The sequence below is a fragment of the Acinetobacter sp. YH12134 genome (assembly GCF_013418555.1).
Lineage (GTDB): Bacteria > Pseudomonadota > Gammaproteobacteria > Pseudomonadales > Moraxellaceae > Acinetobacter > Acinetobacter indicus.
On record NZ_VPBT01000015.1, the window covers coordinates 1 to 18,298 of the forward strand.

Annotated in this window: 21 protein-coding genes and 1 tRNA gene; 6 read left to right on the forward strand and 16 right to left on the reverse strand. The window is 44.1% G+C overall.

From position 1 onward, the window contains the following. The first annotated feature begins 280 nt into the window (after positions 1-280). Both FTU69_RS09575 and FTU69_RS09580 read left to right on the forward strand, forming a co-directional pair. Entirely contained in the window at positions 281-1,492 is a 1,212-nt protein-coding gene (locus tag FTU69_RS09575; RefSeq protein WP_180103799.1) for a YeeE/YedE family protein, read from the forward strand. 92 nt (positions 1,493-1,584) lie between these two features. Continuing rightward, positions 1,585-2,286, forward strand: coding sequence for a VIT family protein (locus FTU69_RS09580; RefSeq protein ID WP_005178853.1), 702 nt, complete (start codon positions 1,585-1,587; stop codon positions 2,284-2,286). A 47-nt stretch (positions 2,287-2,333) separates the two neighbouring features. Here FTU69_RS09580 and FTU69_RS09585 read toward each other — a convergent pair whose 3' ends face one another. From FTU69_RS09585 to FTU69_RS09595, 3 genes are all read right to left on the reverse strand, one after another. Further along, positions 2,334-2,852, reverse strand: coding sequence for a hypothetical protein (locus tag FTU69_RS09585; RefSeq protein ID WP_005178855.1), 519 nt, complete (start codon positions 2,850-2,852; stop codon positions 2,334-2,336). Between the two features lie 62 nt (positions 2,853-2,914). Continuing rightward, positions 2,915-3,694 (reverse strand): TIGR03915 family putative DNA repair protein, encoded by a 780-nt coding sequence (locus FTU69_RS09590; RefSeq protein ID WP_104472890.1) that lies wholly within the window; start codon positions 3,692-3,694, stop codon positions 2,915-2,917. Beyond that, a complete protein-coding gene (locus FTU69_RS09595; RefSeq protein ID WP_005178869.1) occupies positions 3,694-4,953 on the reverse strand; it encodes a putative DNA modification/repair radical SAM protein in 1,260 nt (419 codons plus the stop codon). The genes FTU69_RS09590 and FTU69_RS09595 overlap by 1 nt, the downstream gene beginning before the upstream one ends. A gap of 209 nt (positions 4,954-5,162) precedes the next feature. Between FTU69_RS09595 and FTU69_RS09600 the strand changes: the two genes are divergently transcribed. After that, positions 5,163-6,206: a nitronate monooxygenase family protein gene (locus tag FTU69_RS09600; RefSeq protein WP_180088774.1), complete on the forward strand. Its 1,044-nt coding sequence runs from the start codon at positions 5,163-5,165 to the stop codon at positions 6,204-6,206. A gap of 67 nt (positions 6,207-6,273) precedes the next feature. Here FTU69_RS09600 and FTU69_RS09605 read toward each other — a convergent pair whose 3' ends face one another. From FTU69_RS09605 to FTU69_RS09625, 5 genes are all read right to left on the reverse strand, one after another. After that, positions 6,274-6,864, reverse strand: a complete 591-nt coding sequence (locus FTU69_RS09605; protein WP_005178874.1) for a hypothetical protein — start codon at positions 6,862-6,864, stop codon at positions 6,274-6,276. A 222-nt stretch (positions 6,865-7,086) separates the two neighbouring features. Beyond that, complete coding sequence (gene dusB / locus FTU69_RS09610) at positions 7,087-8,106, reverse strand: tRNA dihydrouridine synthase DusB (RefSeq protein ID WP_257223632.1); 1,020 nt, start codon at positions 8,104-8,106, stop codon at positions 7,087-7,089. A gap of 230 nt (positions 8,107-8,336) precedes the next feature. Further along, positions 8,337-8,546: a cold-shock protein gene (locus FTU69_RS09615; RefSeq protein ID WP_005178879.1), complete on the reverse strand. Its 210-nt coding sequence runs from the start codon at positions 8,544-8,546 to the stop codon at positions 8,337-8,339. A 200-nt stretch (positions 8,547-8,746) separates the two neighbouring features. Continuing rightward, positions 8,747-8,968 carry a hypothetical protein gene (locus tag FTU69_RS09620; protein WP_005178882.1) on the reverse strand — a complete coding sequence of 74 codons (222 nt, stop codon included), beginning with the start codon at positions 8,966-8,968 and terminating at the stop codon, positions 8,747-8,749. A 175-nt stretch (positions 8,969-9,143) separates the two neighbouring features. Continuing rightward, a tRNA-Met gene (locus FTU69_RS09625) sits at positions 9,144-9,220 on the reverse strand. Positions 9,221-9,661: 441 nt separating this feature from the next. Here FTU69_RS09625 and FTU69_RS09630 point away from each other — a divergent pair. Both FTU69_RS09630 and FTU69_RS09635 read left to right on the forward strand, forming a co-directional pair. Continuing rightward, positions 9,662-10,867, forward strand: a complete 1,206-nt coding sequence (locus tag FTU69_RS09630; RefSeq protein ID WP_180103801.1) for a DUF1615 domain-containing protein — start codon at positions 9,662-9,664, stop codon at positions 10,865-10,867. Next, positions 10,834-11,481, forward strand: coding sequence for an HAD-IB family phosphatase (locus FTU69_RS09635; RefSeq protein ID WP_180103802.1), 648 nt, complete (start codon positions 10,834-10,836; stop codon positions 11,479-11,481). Before FTU69_RS09630 ends, FTU69_RS09635 begins: the two co-directional genes overlap by 34 nt. A 56-nt stretch (positions 11,482-11,537) precedes the next feature. Here FTU69_RS09635 and FTU69_RS09640 read toward each other — a convergent pair whose 3' ends face one another. From FTU69_RS09640 to FTU69_RS09675, 8 genes are all read right to left on the reverse strand, one after another. Then, entirely contained in the window at positions 11,538-12,656 is a 1,119-nt protein-coding gene (locus FTU69_RS09640) for a hypothetical protein (RefSeq protein ID WP_180103803.1), read from the reverse strand. 1 nt (position 12,657) lies between these two features. Continuing rightward, positions 12,658-13,008, reverse strand: coding sequence for a hypothetical protein (locus FTU69_RS09645; protein ID WP_180103804.1), 351 nt, complete (start codon positions 13,006-13,008; stop codon positions 12,658-12,660). A 14-nt stretch (positions 13,009-13,022) separates the two neighbouring features. Continuing rightward, complete coding sequence (locus FTU69_RS09650) at positions 13,023-13,700, reverse strand: prepilin-type N-terminal cleavage/methylation domain-containing protein (RefSeq protein WP_163170240.1); 678 nt, start codon at positions 13,698-13,700, stop codon at positions 13,023-13,025. Between the two features lie 13 nt (positions 13,701-13,713). Continuing rightward, the gene (locus tag FTU69_RS09655) at positions 13,714-14,151 is read right to left on the reverse strand and encodes a type II secretion system protein J (RefSeq protein ID WP_127800257.1); all 438 of its coding nucleotides are present in this window, start codon (positions 14,149-14,151) and stop codon (positions 13,714-13,716) included. Continuing rightward, positions 14,132-14,581 (reverse strand): Tfp pilus assembly protein FimT/FimU, encoded by a 450-nt coding sequence (locus FTU69_RS09660; protein WP_168383869.1) that lies wholly within the window; start codon positions 14,579-14,581, stop codon positions 14,132-14,134. The genes FTU69_RS09655 and FTU69_RS09660 overlap by 20 nt, the downstream gene beginning before the upstream one ends. Further along, positions 14,575-14,838: a hypothetical protein gene (locus FTU69_RS09665; protein ID WP_127800261.1), complete on the reverse strand. Its 264-nt coding sequence runs from the start codon at positions 14,836-14,838 to the stop codon at positions 14,575-14,577. Before FTU69_RS09665 ends, FTU69_RS09660 begins: the two co-directional genes overlap by 7 nt. Positions 14,839-15,281: 443 nt before the next feature. Beyond that, complete coding sequence (locus tag FTU69_RS09670) at positions 15,282-16,376, reverse strand: acyl-CoA desaturase (RefSeq protein ID WP_005178901.1); 1,095 nt, start codon at positions 16,374-16,376, stop codon at positions 15,282-15,284. A 15-nt stretch (positions 16,377-16,391) separates the two neighbouring features. Continuing rightward, positions 16,392-17,462: a ferredoxin reductase gene (locus tag FTU69_RS09675; RefSeq protein ID WP_180103805.1), complete on the reverse strand. Its 1,071-nt coding sequence runs from the start codon at positions 17,460-17,462 to the stop codon at positions 16,392-16,394. A gap of 207 nt (positions 17,463-17,669) precedes the next feature. Between FTU69_RS09675 and fabR the strand changes: the two genes are divergently transcribed. Continuing rightward, on the forward strand, positions 17,670-18,296 hold the full coding sequence (fabR, locus tag FTU69_RS09680) for an HTH-type transcriptional repressor FabR (protein WP_228151050.1): 627 nt from the start codon (positions 17,670-17,672) through the stop codon (positions 18,294-18,296). Positions 18,297-18,298 lie beyond the last annotated feature (2 nt).

Genomic DNA, 18,298 nt, shown 5'->3' on the forward strand with positions numbered 1-18,298 from the left:
TTAATGGAGAAATCTGATAGATATGTTTTACCTGAGAGACGGATGAGGAGTTACCCAAGAGTTGTAAAAGGAAAACCTCAAAAATACCCAAGAAAAAGCCAGTCAATCTCTTAACTGACTGGCATTACCCTTCCGGGAGCTTTTTTATTATTCCTTTTACTAATATTTGAAATTATAAATTTCAAATTAAAAATAGCTTAAATGACTGTTTCTGTCAGGTTAAAAGTTTAAATTTCCACTAAAATACTCAGGATTCTGATTTCTCTCCCTGTTATTGTCTATGTCTATTATTGCTGCAAAAGCCGACCGGTCGAATCGCTCGATCTGGGTCGCGCTGGTGTTATTGTTTATTGGCTGTATTGGCGCCTATCAGGTGGTGGGCATTAACCAGGCACTATTATTCCTGATTGGTGGTGCACTGGGGATGACCCTGTACCATGCTTCTTTTGGTTTTACCTCAAGCTGGCGGGTGTTTATCAAGCAAGGTCGTGGTCGCGGTCTGCGTGCACAAATGATCATGCTTGGTCTGGCAGTACTGCTGTTTTTCCCAGCCTTAGGTGCAGGTGAACTGTTTGGCAATCCGGTCAATGGTTTTGTTAGCCCAGTGTCAATGTCGGTGATGATTGGTGCCTTTATTTTTGGTATTGGCATGCAGCTCGGCGGCGGCTGTGCTTCTGGTACGCTGTATACCGTGGGTGGTGGTAGCGCACGCATGCTGGTAACACTGGTATTCTTCTGCTTAGGCTCACTGATTGCCACCACGCATTTAGACTGGTGGTTTAACCTGCCGCATCTGGCACCTATTTCACTGGTCACCAGCTTAGGTGTGATGCCGGCGTTATTGCTGAACTTTGTGCTGTTTGCCCTGATTGCCTTGGTTACCGTATGGTATGAAAAGAAACGTCATGGCAGTCTGGAGGTTGAACCGGCTGCACAGTATCAGGGCTGGAAACGCTTCTTACGTGGCCCGTGGCCGTTAGTGTGGGGCGGTATCATCCTGACCCTGCTGAACTTCGCTACTCTTGCGTTGGCTGGACGTCCTTGGGGCGTAACCTCTGCGCTGGCCGTCTGGGCCGCCAAATCGGCCAGTTTTGTTGGCGTTGATGTGGCCTCCTGGAGCTACTGGCAGCAACCAGCCAATGCCAAAGCACTGACAGAGTCGTTATGGTTTGATATTACCTCGATGATGAACTTCGGGATTATGCTCGGCGCCCTGCTGGCAGCCAGTCTGGCCGGTAAATTCGTACCGAACTTTAATATTCCAAAACGCTCGCTGATGGCAGCGATTGTTGGCGGTTTGCTGTTAGGTTATGGCGCACGCCTGGCTTATGGCTGTAATATTGGCGCCTATTTCAGTGGTATTGCCTCTGGCAGTTTACATGGCTGGCTGTGGCTGGTATTTGCCTTTATTGGCAATGGCATTGGGGTCAAACTGCGTCCATTCTTCTTCCCGGAAGAACGCCCACAACCGGAAAAGCTGACCGGCTGTTAATTCCTGACTTGCCGTTCAAAAAGCCCCAAAAGTTGAGGATTTTTGCATCTCTGGGTTAAGATAGCCGCATACAATAAGAAATCAGGCGGGCTATGAGTTATTCACATCATCATGAAAAACATTATATTTTAAGAACGGGCTGGTTACGTGCTGCGGTGTTGGGGGCCAATGATGGGATTATCTCAGTGACCAGTCTGGTGATCGGGATGGCGGCCAGTGGTGCTTCCAGCCAGACCCTGCTGATTACCTGTATTGCCGGCCTGATTTCAGGCGCCAGTTCCATGGCTGCCGGCGAATATATTTCGGTCAAATCCCAGGAAGATATCGAGCAGGCTGATCTGCACATGGAATCCAGAGAACTGCGTAAAAACCCCGATCTAGAACTAAAAGAACTGACCCATATTTATACCTTGCGCGGCCTGACGCCTGAGCTAGCGCATGAAGTGGCGGTACAGCTGACCGCCAAAGATGCCCTAGCCGCCCACGCCCGCGATGAAATCGGCATTCATGAAAATACTGCCGCCAATGCGGTACAGGCGGCGGCATCCTCGGCGATTGCATTTTCTTTAGGGGCGCTGTTGCCTTTACTGACCATTGTCTTTAGTCCGGTGGAATATCTGGACCGAAGCATTGTGATTGTAGGTGTCTTATCGCTGGCCTTACTCGGTGCCCTGTCCAGCTATTTTGCCGGCACCTCCATGCTCAGAGGCAGCTTGCGGGTCACGGTCTGGGGCGTGGTGGCCATGCTATTCGCACACTGGATTGGCTCGTTGTTCCATGTCACACCTTTATAAAAAAACCGCCCAGCAAATCGGGCGGTTTTTTTACCTTAGGGCTGTGTTTACTGTAAAGCCGCTTTCAGGTTACAGCCATAATTCATGGTTTGCTGCACCTGACGATAGCTGGTATAGCGGTTTAAAATAAAATCATAAAAATTGTCGGCATTGGCAAAATTCTGCTTTAAATTTTCCTGTTGAGCCTGGGGCAGCTGGATCTGATCAAGCAGTTCCAGATTATAATGTCCGAGACGATACATCTCGGCAAAATAGCCATTCATCATATCGCAATAGCCGGCTTTGGTCGGCTTTAAGGCGGTACTGCTGACCAGATGCTGGTTCAAGGTCATCAGATTATCGGCATCTAAAGGAAACTGCTGGGCAAAGGCAATACTTTCCAGCTGCTTAAACTGCTGAAAATCGGCTTCCAGTTGACGGTTTAAGGCACTAAAGCGCTGCTGTAGCTGCTCTGCACTGGCCACCTGGTACTGTTCAGGCTGGACCTGTACCTGCTCTGCCTCATGTGGTCCACATGCTGTCAAACCTGTTATTGTGAGCAAAACAGCCCCTACATACCCCTTCATGCCTTTACCTTTTCCACGATACAACCCGGGCATTATACTGATGAAACCGGCCGGGATGAAAGTTAGAGCGACTTTTCATTCATATAGCGCCAGTAACGTTTCGGTACATACTGAATATGCAGCTTCATGTTCTGCCGTGCCTGAATATTGACGCTGTGAAAATAATCTTTCCACAGCTGGTCATATAAAAATTCTTCAGCATCCAGCTCGATACTAAAGGCCTGACTGTGGCCACTGCCCAGCTGGAGATCCAGCTGCCGGGCATTCATCTGCACCTGATGCACATCATCCAGATCATAATAAATGCCGTAATCACGCTGTTCGTCATAAATCAGCCAGCGCTGATCTTGGTAACGCGCCTTAAAATGCCGCTCGATCAGCGGTAATACATTAAAATCTGGCCGCACCAGACTTAAGAACAGACCATCCTGACATTTTTTAAAGCGTACAAAAGCTTCCATGCGATGTTTTTCCCGGCCCACCTGCTTGGCCCACTGTGCCATGCCCAACACCGCCGGATGGCCATAATTACCATCCACCGCATGGCCGTGTTGAAAAACATAAATGCAAAAATCAAACAGATGCTGAAAGGCCTGTTCCTGCTCCGACAAAAAGCACAGATAAAACTGACGCAAGCTGCCGGGCTGGATTTTCTGTTTCAAGCCCTGCCAGACCCGCTGTCCCTGCTCATCCTGTGAAGACACGACAATAAACTCATCAAACAGGCCATGCTGGGACTGCGGATTGGCGGTAATGTGTACATCAAACTCTTGAAAGCGAAATGCCCGAAACACACAGCAAAGCAAGCCGGTGAGCGTGCCATCAAAGCAGTAGGTGGCCATTAAAAAGCAAAGCCCAGTTGTGGCGAGAGCTGCTGCTGATATTTGGATTGCCCCGACTGTAAAATCTGCTGGCGAATCTGCTGCGCTGGCGGCTCTTTTTTAAATTTCGGGCTGTCGGCACAGCGAATAAAATGCTGGGCACGGTTATAGGCCACGCCCATGCGTTTTAGCTGATCTATATGAATGTGCCCAAACCGGCGCGCCTGCACAATTTTCTGCGCCGAACGCACGCCTATACCCGGCACCCGTAAAATCAACTGGTAGTCGGCACGGTTGATATCTACCGGAAAAGCCTCTGGATGACGCAGTGCCCAGCCCAATTTCGGGTCGACATCCAGGTCTAAATTGGGATGTTGATCATCCACCAGTTCATGCGCAGCAAAACCATAAAAACGCATTAACCAGTCACTTTGATAGAGCCGGTTTTCACGCAGCAACGGCGGCGCTGAACCGACAGCGGGCAAGGCCTTTTCCTGTGTATTAATTGGAATATAACCAGAAAAATAAACCCGTTTTAGCTTGAATTCTTTGTAGTGCCGATCGGCCATCATAATAATGTCTTGGTCGGTTTCATTATGTGCACCCACCACCATCTGCGTGGTTTGTCCGGCCGGAACAAACTTCGGTACCGATTTGATGATTTTCGATTCATCTTTCAGTTGAATCAGGCGATCGCGGACAATACCCAAATCCTTCTGCACTTCGGCATGACTTTTTTCCGGGGCAAACTGCTGTAGTCCGGCTTCGGTCGGCATTTCCAGATTAATACTCATCCGGTCAACATATAAACCGGCTTCGGTAATAATTTCCTGAGATGCGCCCGGGATGGTTTTTAAATGAATATATCCATTAAAGTTTTCTTCCAGCCGCAGCTTTTTCACCACCTGTAGCATTCGTTCCATGGTGTAATCGGCCGATTTAAAAATACCGGAACTTAAAAACAGCCCTTCAATATAATTGCGCCGGTAAAAATTTATGGTCAGATCGACCACTTCCTGTACGGTAAAGGCTGCGCGTTTCACATCATTGGAACGCCGCGACACGCAATAGGCACAGTCATAAATGCAAACATTGGAGAACAGGATTTTAAGCAGCGAAACACAGCGCCCATCTTCGGTATAGCTGTGACAGATGCCATTACCGGTATTGCCCAGCCCTTGGTCTTTATTTTTGCGCCGACTGCCACTCGATGAGCAGGACACATCATATTTGGCAGCATCGGCTAAAATTTGCAGTTTTTCACGGATACGTTCAGACATGCGTTTCAGCAGAAATCAGGAGATAAGCTGATTATAAAAAAGCGAAAATGTTGCGCCTAGCAAGCCGATGCGTTAGCACGACCCAGCTTGTCGCAACGAATGTAACTGCTGTGTAAGATGGAGCAGATTATTTAAAAAATAAATAATGATTATGATTTGCTAATTTTGTTCAGCTTGGGCAAAGTGTAGGAAGAATAAGGAGAAATCGCATGTCTATATTGGAACAGCTCGGCATTAAACATCCTATTTTTTTAGCGCCCATGGCCGGTGTTTCGACACCTGAACTGGCTGCCGAAGTTTCCAACCAGGGCGGCTTGGGTTCACTGGGCTTAGGGGCCAGTTCAGTGGCGTCTGCCCGAGAGCAGATTTTAAAAACCCAAGGCCTGACCGACTGCCCTTTTCAGGTCAATTTCTTCTGTCACCAACCCGAGCCGCTGGATGAAGCTGCTGCTCAGGTCTGGCTGGATTATTTAAGTCCGCATTTTGTCCATTATGGCGTAGCGCTGCCGACCCAGCTCAAAAATCTGTATCCTAGTTTTTTAAGCAATGATGATTATCTGAATCTGGTGCTGGAAACCCGTCCTCAGGCGGTGAGTTTTCATTTTGGTATTCCACACGCGCATCAAATTCAGACGCTAAAACAGGCCGGAATTATCACCATGGTGTCTGCCACCAATCTGGCCGAAGCACAAGCCATTGAAGCGGCGGGTATTGATATTATTATTGCCCAAGGCGTAGAGGCTGGCGGTCATCGTGGCCTGTTTAATGCCGCTATTGATGGCGGTATCCGCACGGTAGACTTAGTCACCTTGTTGACCCAGCACTGTCAGATTCCGGTGGTTGCGGCTGGTGGAATTATGAATGGTCAACATGCACAGCGTGTCATGAACCTGGGCGCAGTTGCGGTGCAGCTCGGGACCGCCTTTGTGCAATGTAAATCTTCCAATGCCAATGAGGCGTATCGCAAGGCTTTATTTAGCCAGAGCTGTACACAAATTACCGATTCAATTTCCGGCCGTCCGGCACGTGGTCTGGTCAATCAATGGCACCGTTTGGTGGATACACCAAACCGTCCGGCGGTACCAACCTATCCCTATACCTATGATATTGGCAAGCAGTTACATGCCGCAGCCAGCCAGCAAGGCGAACAGGGATTCGGTGCATTCTGGGCCGGTGCCAATGTCGGTCTGATTCGTGACATGGAAGCCGGTGATTTAATTAATCAACTGGTGCTGGAAATGACCAGTCACTAAGCGAGAACAATAAAAAAACATCTCCGCGGAGATGTTTTTTTATTGGCTTAATAATGGCTTGAATACTTTAACGGGTGACACGTTGCCAGGCATCTTTGGCTGCAAATTTAGCTTCTTCCCAGTTTAGACGGGAATCGCCTTTCATCTGTTCCCATTTGGTGCGCAGTTCTGGCTCGGCCCGGTCAAAATCGACATTTTGTTCATATAAAGGACGGTTTTCATAGCCCAGACGATAGGCCCCTCGATAATCACGATCATAGTCGACATCGGCATAGACACTGCGGGTTTCATTATAATATGGACGGTTCTGGTACTGATCACGCCAGTACACATCTTCTGCAGTCGGATCAATCGCATCGGCAATTTCATTACCGGCCAATCCACCGACCACACCACCGGCAATACCGCCCACTACGGCACCGACCGGTCCAGCTGCAGCACCCACGGCCGCACCGGTTGCCGCGCCCCCTAATACACCGACACTAGTACCCACAGGATGATCGCCTGCTTCATTCATATCCGGGACACGATTGGTGTCCAAATCTGGACGTGCATTGACATCGGTCGGGTCGACATTTAAACCCTGGCTTCGTTCTTGTGGTAATTCTGTTGAGGTCTTATGGCTAAATTCAGTCACAGGACGATTAGTATTGGTCATGTTGAAACTCCCTGGATCATTGTTATTAACAAGACTGGAATATCATCTTGCCAAGTGAAGACTTACCTAGCATAGAGCAAGCCAAGCCCTGCAATGTCCAAGTCCTGTCCGTATTCAGTGAGCGTATGTTGCCCTGTGTTCAGGTCTGTAGAGATTGTAAACGGATAAAATCGGGGATAAAAAATGGCGCTCTAATGCGCCATAATTATGATAGATATTTAATCATTTGGTTTCTAACAGATTCACCTGCTCAACCTGCACATCACTCATGATGTTGCCATGTTCTAACAGTTGATTAAAGTAGTTTTCCACCACCTGATACTGCTCGGCCGTGCTTTCCACACGGTACATATTCTGGCGGAATTCATTGCTAGAACGCAGTCCTTTGGTGTACCAGGCAATATGTTTACGTGAAATACGGCAGCCTGAATATTCTCCATAAAAGCTATAAAGCTCAGATAAATGCCCAAGCAATACCTGTTTGACTTCTTCAATACTCGGTGCATCCAAATGTTCACCGGTCGTCAGATAATGGGCAATTTCACGGAAAATCCAGGGACGGCCTTGTGCCGCACGGCCAATCATAATCGCATCTGCACCGGTATAATCCAGCACCATTTTAGCTTTTTCCGGACTGTCGATGTCGCCATTGGCAATGAGGGGAATATTCAGCTCGGCCTTAACCTGCTTGATTAACTCATAACGCGCCGTGTTCAGGTACATATCTTCGCGGGTACGACCATGCAGGGCCAGCGCTGCAATACCGGCCTGCTCCGCACGCTTGGCCACACGCAGAATATTTTCCTGACCGTTTAAAAAACCGAGTCGGGTTTTTAAAGTTACCGGCACATCGACTGCTTCTACGACTGCATCTAAAATCCGGGCGACCAGATCTTCATCCTGCAATAATGCCGAACCGGCCAGCTTATTACATACTTTTTTGGCAGGACAGCCCATATTAATATCGACAATCTGTGCACCATTGGCCACCTGATAACGCGCAGCTTCAGCCAGATCAGCCGGATCGGAGCCAGCAATTTGTGCAGAAATCGGCGCGATTTCGCCATCAAAATTGGCCCGATACAGACTTTTTTTGCTCATGCGCAAAGTCTTGTCCGAGGTCATCATTTCACTGACTGCATGGCCTGCGCCAAAATATTTGCACAGCGTTCTAAACGGCCGATCCGTGACGCCTGCCATTGGTGCCACCCACAGCTTTCGCTCAATAGGACGATCAAACAGTTCTTGAATGACAGGATGTGAACTCAATGTAGGAACCTCGGGAAACAGAAAATGCGCAGCTTATCCTGACCTGGGAGAAAACTGGATACGGCGCTGAAAACCGGGCTAGTTTAAAGCCTTCTGACTAAAATTTCTATGCATCTGTACCGACCACAGCACATCTGTTTTTAGCAGATGCTAAAAAAACAAAAGCCCATCAGAAGATGAGCTTTTTGCAGCGAAACCGGCAATTAGATTGCAGTAATACCGCTGGCCTGGTCGCCTTTTTTACCCGCTACGATGGTAAATTCAACGCGCTGGCCTTCATGTAAAGTTTTGAAGCCCTGGTTGGTAATTTCGCTGTAATGAGCAAAAACGTCCTGACCTGAATCTGCCTGAATAAAACCAAAACCTTTAGTTTCATTAAACCATTTCACAGTACCAGTAACTGTATTTGACATAAGATAATCCTGTATTAAAAAACTTTTAAATTGGTCATAGATAAACCAATAATTAACTGGAAAATGACTTTGAAACTAAAAATCTGATACTACGAAGGATATTAAAAAACGACGGAGGGAAAAGATTTGCTGAAACAATAGTAATTCTTCTAGTTAACGACCACTATACAGACTTCTGTTCTGAATGCAATAAAAATAAATTAATTCAATTTATATAACTGATTTAAAGCAATATAAAAACTTTTACCATCCAGGTTAAATTCTACCTGCTGTCCGGACTGAAGCTCAATCATTTTACCGACTTCCACCCAGATAAAACCCTGGCTCGAGCGCTGCTTCTTTTTCAGCGGCATTACTTTTACAAAAATTTCCTGACCATTGACTGCAGTGGCCAACTGCCAATTTTCTACATTATTCAACATAACTGACTCATTATATGAGCTTAGGTGATCATTTAAGAAAGCTGTTCAATTTTATTAAAATTTCATCTTTCAAAAATCGGAGAAAAACACAATCAAATTTGATTATTTTAAACTTTTCACTGTCCCAATTCTCACAATTATGGACAAATATTCAATCACTATAAGCATTAAAAGTTGGATGCGGGGGCCGGATTTGAACCAACGACCTTCGGGTTATGAGCCCGACGAGCTACCAGACTGCTCCACCCCGCAAAGGAGAGTTAGCTTTATACGCCCTATATTTGCTAAACACAAGGTTTATTTAAAATACACACTAAAATAACCACAGTTCTACGCTAAAATAATTCCCTTTATTTTGATTAGAAAATTTTGCAATCATTAAAAAATAACAGATAATATTTTAAAAAATAATTCAGATGATTTTATACAGCATCTCCCTTATTTATTTAAATATTTTCTTAAAATAACAGAAGATCATCAAGTTAAAATCAGCGCTTTATTTTGAAATAGAATTCAGTATCTAATTCCACACTTATTCACTTTTTTGAGCTACTCAATTCTCTGACTGTTTGCAGATAAAAATTGACAGTGCAACGTAGGCCGTATACATATATATTCACACCTGTATAGCCGAATTTCTGTATACTTCATCTGCCCTGTAGGCTGACCCGTCTGGACCGAGTTTTCCTGTTTATGAAACACACCTTCCTGTCATCTGTAATCAAACCTTTAAGCCTGATTGCGTTATCTTTAAGTTTAGCTGCCTGTGGCGACAGCGCCTGGTGGAATAAAGGCGATGAGCCAAGTCTAGATGCAGATCAGATCAAACGACTAATTCCTTCCCGCGTGAAAGATCGTGATTCATGGGCCAAAGATATTTACGATATTAGTGAACAATTGGGTATTCCGCAGACCAAGGAAAATATGTGTACCATTGTCGCCGTGGTCGATCAGGAATCCAACTTTGTTGCCGATCCGCAGGTTTATGGTTTAGGTGAAAAAGCGGTTAAAGAAGTCCAGGAACGCTTAGACGAGAAGTTTAAAGATAAACTCGGTGAAGCCATTGGAGGCACCATTGCCGGCTATTTTCAGGATGTACTGAAAAACCATCCAAGCCCGGAAGATAACTATTTAAGCCAGATGCGCCGGGTCAAAACCGAACGGGAACTGGATGAACTTTATCGTGAAATTTTTGACTATATGGCCAAGCATTATCATGTGTCGGCCCTGACCGGCGCCGCCAAGCTGTTTGGTCAAAATATCGGAGAAAAGCTGAATCCGATTACCACCTTAGGTTCGATGCAGGTGCATATCAGCTATGCCAAGGAACATAAACGCCAAGGCGGCAATATTGCAGAATTACGCACCGATTTATACAGCCAATATGGTGGCCTGTATTATGGTATTCACCGCCTGATGATGTATCCGGCCGACTATGATAAACCGCTATATCGCTTTGCCGATTATAACTCGGGTATGTATTCCAGCCGTAATGCCGCTTTTCAGAGCATGCTGAATGATTTAACCGAAGCCGAATTATCTCTAGATGGTGATTTACTGCTCTATAGCAAAGATGGCGACGTTCGCAGTGCCAAGAGTCAATCTGAACGCGAGCTGATTAGTGTTTTTGCCAAACATAATATTGTGCTCACCCCACGCCAGATCCGCTCCGATCTGAAAAAAGAAAAAGAGCAGGATTTTGAAGATACCGCCTCGTATCGCGCCTTATTAAAACTGTATCAGGAACAAACTGGCAAAGCACCATTTTATGCGATAATGCCAGAGGTGGTAATTTCCGGGCCAAAACTCAGCCGTGATTATAATACCAACTGGTTTGCTACTCGGGTCAACGGGCGATATACCACATGCATGCAAAAAGCCAAAAATATAAAAATCTAGCCTTATTCGATTTTGATGGAACCCTGTATGAGCATGACAGTTTTACCGGGTTTATTTTTTATAGTCTGAGCAAACGGCATATTCTCAAGCGTGGACTGATCACCCTCCCCTGGATTATGGCTTATTATTTAAAGCTCTATCCGGCGCATAAAATGCGGCCCCGACTATTTAAGGGAATGTTTAAGTCGGTACCGCAGCATCAAATTAAGGAAAAAGCAGAAAGCTATGCAGCACAATTGGTTCAAGCTTTAAATCCGGAATTACTCAACCAACTTCAAAAACATCAAGCCCATGGAGATGATATTGTGTTGGTCTCTGCTTCTATTAATATTTATTTGGAAGCGGTATGTGAGTTATTAAATATTGATTTAATCTGCTCTCAGGTGGCTTTAGAGAACTCTATCTTTAGCGGTGAATATTTAACGGCAGATTGCAGTTTATATGAAAAGAAACAACAAATTATAATGCGTTATGATTTAGAGCAGTACAATGCTATTTATGCTTATGGCAATAGTTATGAAGATGAGCCAATGCTGAATCTGGCAACTTATCCTTATATGGTCGGCACAGATCAAGTTTTACCTGAAGTGACGCTCTATAAGAAATTAGCTTGATTTTAAATAAGCAATAAAAAACCCACAATTTATTGTGGGTTTTTAGTGGATTGGGGTTACATGTAGCGGATTGTTTTTGATTTCGTCGAATAAATAAGGATGGGAATATTATTACCATCTGTATTACTACGACCCAAAGTAACCGTCATATTACCTTGTACTTCAGTTTTCAGGTCACCTGTTACCACTAAGTTACCTTTTACATTAATATCACCAGTACCTGTTATTTTCCCTGATGCTTTACCCGTACCCCCTGCACCTTTTGTACCCACTATGTTACCATACAAGTTAAGTACAGTATTATTCTCAGCATCAATAGCAAACTCTGTATCTGTTAAAAATAGAATATTGGATAAATTTGCTGGAAATAAATTAGTATTTTTTAAAAATTTATCCTTATTATCTCTAAAATATGCCACATTGCTAATGAGGTTTCTTTGAGTAGCATCATAAGGCTGACAATACTGCGTTGGATAATTTTCAGCAGGGCATACCTTATTTAGACGTGTCTTAATATTACTATCATCTGCTGTTAACAGGTAGTGCAATGGCGCATAAGCATTATAAGTACCAGCTGTATTTCCTGTACCTAAGTCTGTAGTTAGGGAACCTGTTGTTAATATCGTATTTACCATATCATTTGGTTCTTTATTTAATTCAACAATAAGATTATTATCAAACCAAACGATACCTGCCAGATTTGCTGTTGCTGAGTTGAAAGTCCATTCCGCCTTATTATTAAGTGTTACTCCTGATGGACATGTAATTTTTACTGGAGTAGTAATAGTTGTCGTACCTGTAGTATGTAAATTATTTTGAAAACACTCCATTACACCAGCATTATTTCTAGTAAAAAGATAGTTGGCATACCCTTTCAGAGTCATTGCATCTGCAACTTCAATAGGATTGGTATAGGCTTGTACTGTAATACGATCTAAAGTGACCACAGCACCAGAAGTATCAACAACCTTACCTGCATTTTCTCCACCTACGAAAATTGTGACATTTTCTCCTGTTTCACCTACAAATGTTGCATTTCCTCCAACTACCAATCCACCAGCAAAAATTGTACCTGCAACAGTACTTTGTTGAATTTGTTTTTGATAAGCATAGATAGCACGTACGATTGCTGATGCACCACCACTTTGCCCTGTAATATCAAAACAATAATGCACCTCATCTGGATTTGTAGATACGGCAAGTATTAGACTTCACATAACTACTAGTAACAGTTCCACCATTTCTAATTTCACCTGTCGTAATTCGATCTAAATAACCTTGTGGCTGATTCAATAAAAAATCACTGAGCGCCTGATATCCCATCATTGCTTTCATTTGTGCTTGAGTCTGTGCATGTGCAGTTGTCGCACTCGACTGCAAATTGCGCATAGAAGACATATAGCCAGCAGTTAAAACAGTTAGCGAGAAACCAACCAATACAATAAATAAAAGCGAGGAAATACCTGCCTGCTTAGCAAAAGAAATCGATTTTTTAGAATTTCTTTGATGTTCTGCCGCATTATGCATGACTTTATCCTCCCCTATTTAAAATTAAATAGGCATGTAATATTTTGAATTGTTCTTGCTGTGCTATCACTACTTGCCGCATAAGTATTCGCCTCAAGCACTACCTGATATTTCCCTAAGTCAATACCAGCTCCTCCTTTAATCCCAAAAGGACTACAGCCACCGGTTACAGGTTGAACTTTAATATTAATTGCACCAATTTTATTCGTATCATTGCCAAGACCAGAATCAGTTAAAGCAGCCTGATCAATTTGAATAAGTAATTCTTTTGCAATCGTATCAACAGGTTTGACAAGGCCTGAGCATGTATACCCCGCTGCTGTTGGGCCATATAAATACAAGCCATTCTCATGGCTATATAAGGCTCGGCAATGAGTATCGGAAACTTTCCAGACCAGATATTTACCTATCGTATTTAAGGCAACTGCATCTCCGGCCGCATCTAATACTTTAAAATCGGCCTGAGTTGGACTGGTTAAACCATAACCCATTCCTTGCAAAATCCGGTCTGTGGCAATTAGACCAAGCATAATATGGCTATCTACTTTTGCACCTAATGAAGCTTCTGCTGTCACTTTTCCTGTAGTCACAAAAGCACGTAGCATGGCCAGAATAATAATAATAGACAATGCCAGGGCGATTAGAATTTCAATTAAAGTCACACCACGCTGTGAAAATTTTAGGCTATTCATCTTCCTCTCCTTTTCACGGTGCAATTTGCACTTTAACCGGTACAAAAGTATCAGCTTCGTCAACTTCAAGAGTTGCTGCACTCACTTTAATTCCGCCCACCGTAGAGGAAGCAACCCCACCTCCAGTGGAGTCATTGGCGACCACCGTATAAGCACCCTCGCTCACAATACAGTCCAGGTTTACATTGTTGCCCGCTACCTGTACCTGAACAGTATGTGTGCCTAGAGCTTTCCCACCACATTCATTGGAGTTTTCCAACTGCTGTCGCATTTGATTAATGGTATGCAAATGAATATTCTGATCACGGTGCACCACTGCTGTTCGACCAGAAATATAAGCAGCACCCAAGCCAATCACAGCCATCAGCACCATTGAAACCAATACTTCGATTAAAGTCGCGCCCTGCTGATACTTTGGTATTCCAAGATCGTTAGAAGTAACCTGCTTCATCTTGACCTCCTAATGCTTGAATCAAATACTGGGTACATGTGTTTGTCTGTAAAGACGCATTATTATTTAATTCAACCTTTTGAGTTGCTGAGTCACAGGTTGCTGAGGCTGGTAAAGTTGACAACTGAATTGTCACCGTTGGAGTAATATTGAAACTCCAAATAGTCGCATTGTTACTGTCTTTTACCACCACTGTAGTAGAAGTCACTTCCAGACTGGCAGCCTTAGCTCCTTCCTTGACAGCATTCGGGTTTCTTAACGCTTCATTTTTAGCACGCGCATATGCTTCCAATAGTTCTTTTTCAGTTTTGGTAATTTGCGCATTCGCCACCCAAGCCCGGCCCAATGGGAAAATAGCCACAGCAAGAATTGCAAGCAAAGCAATCCCAATCATCAATTCGATGAGGGTCACGCCACGTTGCCTTACCATGAGCTTAACCCGCCACAGCCATTACTAGTTTCAGCAATATTTTTATAATTATTACTTCTGAAGGTCAGTACACATCCGGCATTCCTCCCCTCTCCCGTAGCAATCAACTCATAACCAGGTTTTGAATCAATATCTTTAATTTCTACTGTATATTTAAAGGTATCTGCTGCCGCGGGTTGCCAGCCTTTTGCATGATTTTGAGTTTGAGCAGTAGTTGTTGTTGGATTTGTTGTATAAACCTCCAAATTGTTTAGCAATAATTCACTGCATTTTGATTTTAATTATGATTATGATTATGATTATGATTATGATTATGATTTTCAATTAAAAAATGTTTAATTCTAAATATTTTTACCAACTGTTAAAATGTGTAAATAATTAATATGTTTTTCATATACATATTTAACTGAGTGTGATCAATCTTGTTGTGCTTTGAATTTTCATCAAAACCATATACTTATACTCACATAGAGTATATAAGCTTGGATATCATTGTACTTATCAAGTAATTGGCATAAATGCTCAAATTTAATCATTTATGTGAATTATTTCATAAAGAATTAACAAAAATCATACCAAATAACCTTTTTCTCCAGATTTCCGAGTTAGCGGCTTGGTTTTAGTTTTTGTAACTCTTCTATTCAATAAAAAAGGCAATTTCCTATGAAAATTGCCTTTTTTGTCTTAACGCATTTTATGCTTATTTTTTAAACGGAAACGCATACTTGGCAATCCGTTTCAGTACACTGCCATATTGTTTAAACAGGCTGGCATTGTTGTAGTGCAAACCATATTTTTCACATACTGCCTGTACTTTTGGTGCCATCTGACGGTAACGGCGTGCCGGTACATCCGGATATAAATGGTGTTCAATCTGATGGCTTAAATGGCCAGTCAGAATATGGAACGCTTCTGAACCGGTCAGGTTAGAAGAACCGCGAATCTGGCGCATATACCAGTGACCACGGCTTTCATTTTTCAATACCGATTTTGGGAATACCTCAACATCTTTGGTGAAGTGACCACAGAAAATAATACTGAAGGTCCAGATGTTACGAATCCCGTTGGCCACCAGGTTGCCAGTGAATACCGGTAACGCAGCAGGACCAGCAATCAGCGGGAAGAACACATAGTCTTTAAACAGCTGTTTAGAGATTTTGCTCTGTAAAGGTTTCCACTCTTCTTTCAGCTCAGCCTTGGTTTTACGGCCCATCCACACTTTACCAAGTTCCAGGTTTTGAATCGCAACACCCCACTGGAACAGTAAACAGAATGGAATACTGTAAATCGGTTGTAGCAGATGACCCGGTTTCCAGCGTTGTTCTGGGAACAGACGTACCAGACCATAGCCGATATCATCATCCATACCTTTAATATTGGTATAGGTATGATGCTTGTAGTTGTGGGTTTGACGCCAGTTTTCAGAGGTACCGACAATATCCCACTCATAGGTCTGACCGTTGAATTTTGGATCGTTCATCCAGTCATATTGACCGTGCATGACGTTATGGCCAAGTTCCATATTTTCCATGATTTTGGCAAAGCCGAGCAGACCAGTACCCAAAATCCAGGCTGGCGGGAACCAGCCAGCAAACAGGCAGGCACGACCCGCAATAGAAGCATAACGGATGGTTGAGTATACACGGCGGATGTATTTGGCATCTTTTTCGCCTAAATCATCCAGCACTTCCTGCTTGATGGCGTCTAATTCACGCGCCAATTCATCCAGTTCTAATTGGGTTAATTCGCGGTTTTTAGGATTTTTAAAATATTCAAATTTGACTGGCATATTCATAGTGAGTGTACCCGCTTATAAGTCAATAACTAAGTCTGTTTGTGCCGAATTCACGCAAAGCATGAGCAAATTACCCGGTTCGGTGTTTTGCGCACCATTCACCAGATTTTTGGTCGAGCCTTCGACTTTGTTGCAGGCACATTTATTACAAATTCCCATACGGCAGCCATGCTTCGGTTGAATATTCTGCTGCTCCAGGCTGGTCAAAATAGATTGGCCTTTGGGAATGGTCACGGTTTTATTCGATTGGGTTAAGGTCACCTGCACAAAACCAGCTTCTTCATTGAGCATTGGGCTCATGCTAAAGGCTTCAGTTTTTAATTGCTGTGCATGCGCAAACAGTTCTTCTACCCGTGCAGCAAAACCCGATGGACCACAGGCATAGACTGCGCTCTGTTCAATCTGCTCAAGGGCTTGCAGATGGCTTTCATTCAGACGCTGTGCCGGTGTTTCCCCTGCCTGGGTATAAAACACGTCAAAGCGAAAGTGTGGATATTGTGTCGCCCATTGTTCAAACTGGGTTTTAAAAGCAACATCGGCAAAGGTTTTTACCCAGTACATCAGTTTAACCGGGGTCTGCTTTAATTGACCCGATTTGGCCAAAGCATCGACCAGGCTATACATTGGGGTAATACCACTACCGGCAGCCAGCAAAATGAGTGGCTGTGTCGCTTCAGGCAACAACATATCGCCATAAGGCTGGCCAAATTCCAGAATATCGCCCACATTGGCCTGATTGACCAACCAGCTGCTGACTTTACCCTGATCGACTTTTTTAACGGTTAACAGCACATGCTGAGTATCCAGTTGCGTCAGGCTGTAGGTACGCTCATAGCGAATTCCTTCAATGGTGACAAAGACCGGGTGATGTTGGCCCGCCTGTCCAAGCTGGAATTTCTGATTGAACTGCACCATCAGGCTGACCGTGTCCTGCGCGGTCTGCTGCTTTTGCACAATCTTGCCCAATGCCTGATTCACAGACCACAACGGATTGATTTTTTGTAACCAGAAGTTTGCCGAATACGGATCAACAATCGCACTCGCAAGAGATTTGAGGGGAGATTTCGACTTTTCGATAACGTGCATAGCCTACACCACGCGATGAATTCTCAATTATTATACACATGTATATATATTTGTATATACGCTTGTATTGTTTCTATTCATTTCACAAGTTCACACACAACGGCTATACTACTGAAAAGCCTTTCAGCTCTGGACCCTATGACTCAGCCTGCCATGAAAATAAGTAATGATGTTCTTGCCCAAGATGTTCCCAACATCCGTGAACCCATGACGGTGCGTACGGTCGGCAGGAAAGCGACCATTACCAAGGAAGAGCTGTTTCAGGCTGCACTGAATCTGATCGGACCCCAAAAAAGTATTGCCTCTTTAAGCCTGCGTGAAGTCGCGCGCGAAGCCGGTATTGCACCGAATAGTTTTTATCGTCACTTTAAAGATATTGATGAGCTGGCCATTGCCCTGATTGACCGGGCCGGCCATGTGCTGCGTCAGATTCTGAATCAGGCACGTTTAAAAGCATCCAAACAGAACAGCATTATCCGCACCTCGGTTGAAGTCTTTATTGAACAGCTAGATGCTGATGAAGGTAATTTAAGTCTGCTGTTGCGTGAAGGCTATACCGGATCGACGTCTTATAAGCAGGCAGTGGAACGTCAGCTGAACTATTTCCAGCAGGAACTGAAAGATGACCTGATTCGTCTGGAGCGTTTGAATAACAGCAAACTGTCCCATCCGGAGATTGTTTCTTCAGCCATTACCCAGCTGGTGTTTAATATGGGTGCCAAAGTGATTGATATGCCCGCCAATGAACGTAAAATCATTGCCGAGCAAACCATGATCATGATCCGCATGCTGCTCGAAGGCGCACGCCATTTAGATGAAGCACAAATCCGTTAACT

Bases quoted from the DNA above. Each gene is read 5' to 3' on its own strand.
- FTU69_RS09585 (WP_005178855.1), bottom strand. From the start codon at position 2,852: ATGAAGGGGTATGTAGGGGCTGTTTTGCTCACAATAACAGGTTTGACA.
- fabR (WP_228151050.1), top strand. From the start codon at position 17,670: ATGACGGTGCGTACGGTCGGCAGGAAAGCGACCATTACCAAGGAAGAG.
- FTU69_RS09675 (WP_180103805.1), bottom strand. From the start codon at position 17,462: ATGCACGTTATCGAAAAGTCGAAATCTCCCCTCAAATCTCTTGCGAGT.
- FTU69_RS09650 (WP_163170240.1), bottom strand. From the start codon at position 13,700: ATGAATAGCCTAAAATTTTCACAGCGTGGTGTGACTTTAATTGAAATT.
- FTU69_RS09655 (WP_127800257.1), bottom strand. From the start codon at position 14,151: ATGAAGCAGGTTACTTCTAACGATCTTGGAATACCAAAGTATCAGCAG.
- FTU69_RS09590 (WP_104472890.1), bottom strand. From the start codon at position 3,694: ATGGCCACCTACTGCTTTGATGGCACGCTCACCGGCTTGCTTTGCTGT.
- FTU69_RS09600 (WP_180088774.1), top strand. From the start codon at position 5,163: ATGTCTATATTGGAACAGCTCGGCATTAAACATCCTATTTTTTTAGCG.
- FTU69_RS09660 (WP_168383869.1), bottom strand. From the start codon at position 14,581: ATGGTAAGGCAACGTGGCGTGACCCTCATCGAATTGATGATTGGGATT.
- FTU69_RS09630 (WP_180103801.1), top strand. From the start codon at position 9,662: ATGAAACACACCTTCCTGTCATCTGTAATCAAACCTTTAAGCCTGATT.
- FTU69_RS09635 (WP_180103802.1), top strand. From the start codon at position 10,834: ATGCATGCAAAAAGCCAAAAATATAAAAATCTAGCCTTATTCGATTTT.
- FTU69_RS09670 (WP_005178901.1), bottom strand. From the start codon at position 16,376: ATGAATATGCCAGTCAAATTTGAATATTTTAAAAATCCTAAAAACCGC.
- FTU69_RS09620 (WP_005178882.1), bottom strand. From the start codon at position 8,968: ATGTTGAATAATGTAGAAAATTGGCAGTTGGCCACTGCAGTCAATGGT.
- FTU69_RS09645 (WP_180103804.1), bottom strand. From the start codon at position 13,008: ATGCATAATGCGGCAGAACATCAAAGAAATTCTAAAAAATCGATTTCT.
- FTU69_RS09580 (WP_005178853.1), top strand. From the start codon at position 1,585: ATGAGTTATTCACATCATCATGAAAAACATTATATTTTAAGAACGGGC.
- FTU69_RS09615 (WP_005178879.1), bottom strand. From the start codon at position 8,546: ATGTCAAATACAGTTACTGGTACTGTGAAATGGTTTAATGAAACTAAA.
- FTU69_RS09595 (WP_005178869.1), bottom strand. From the start codon at position 4,953: ATGTCTGAACGTATCCGTGAAAAACTGCAAATTTTAGCCGATGCTGCC.
- FTU69_RS09605 (WP_005178874.1), bottom strand. From the start codon at position 6,864: ATGACCAATACTAATCGTCCTGTGACTGAATTTAGCCATAAGACCTCA.
- FTU69_RS09575 (WP_180103799.1), top strand. From the start codon at position 281: ATGTCTATTATTGCTGCAAAAGCCGACCGGTCGAATCGCTCGATCTGG.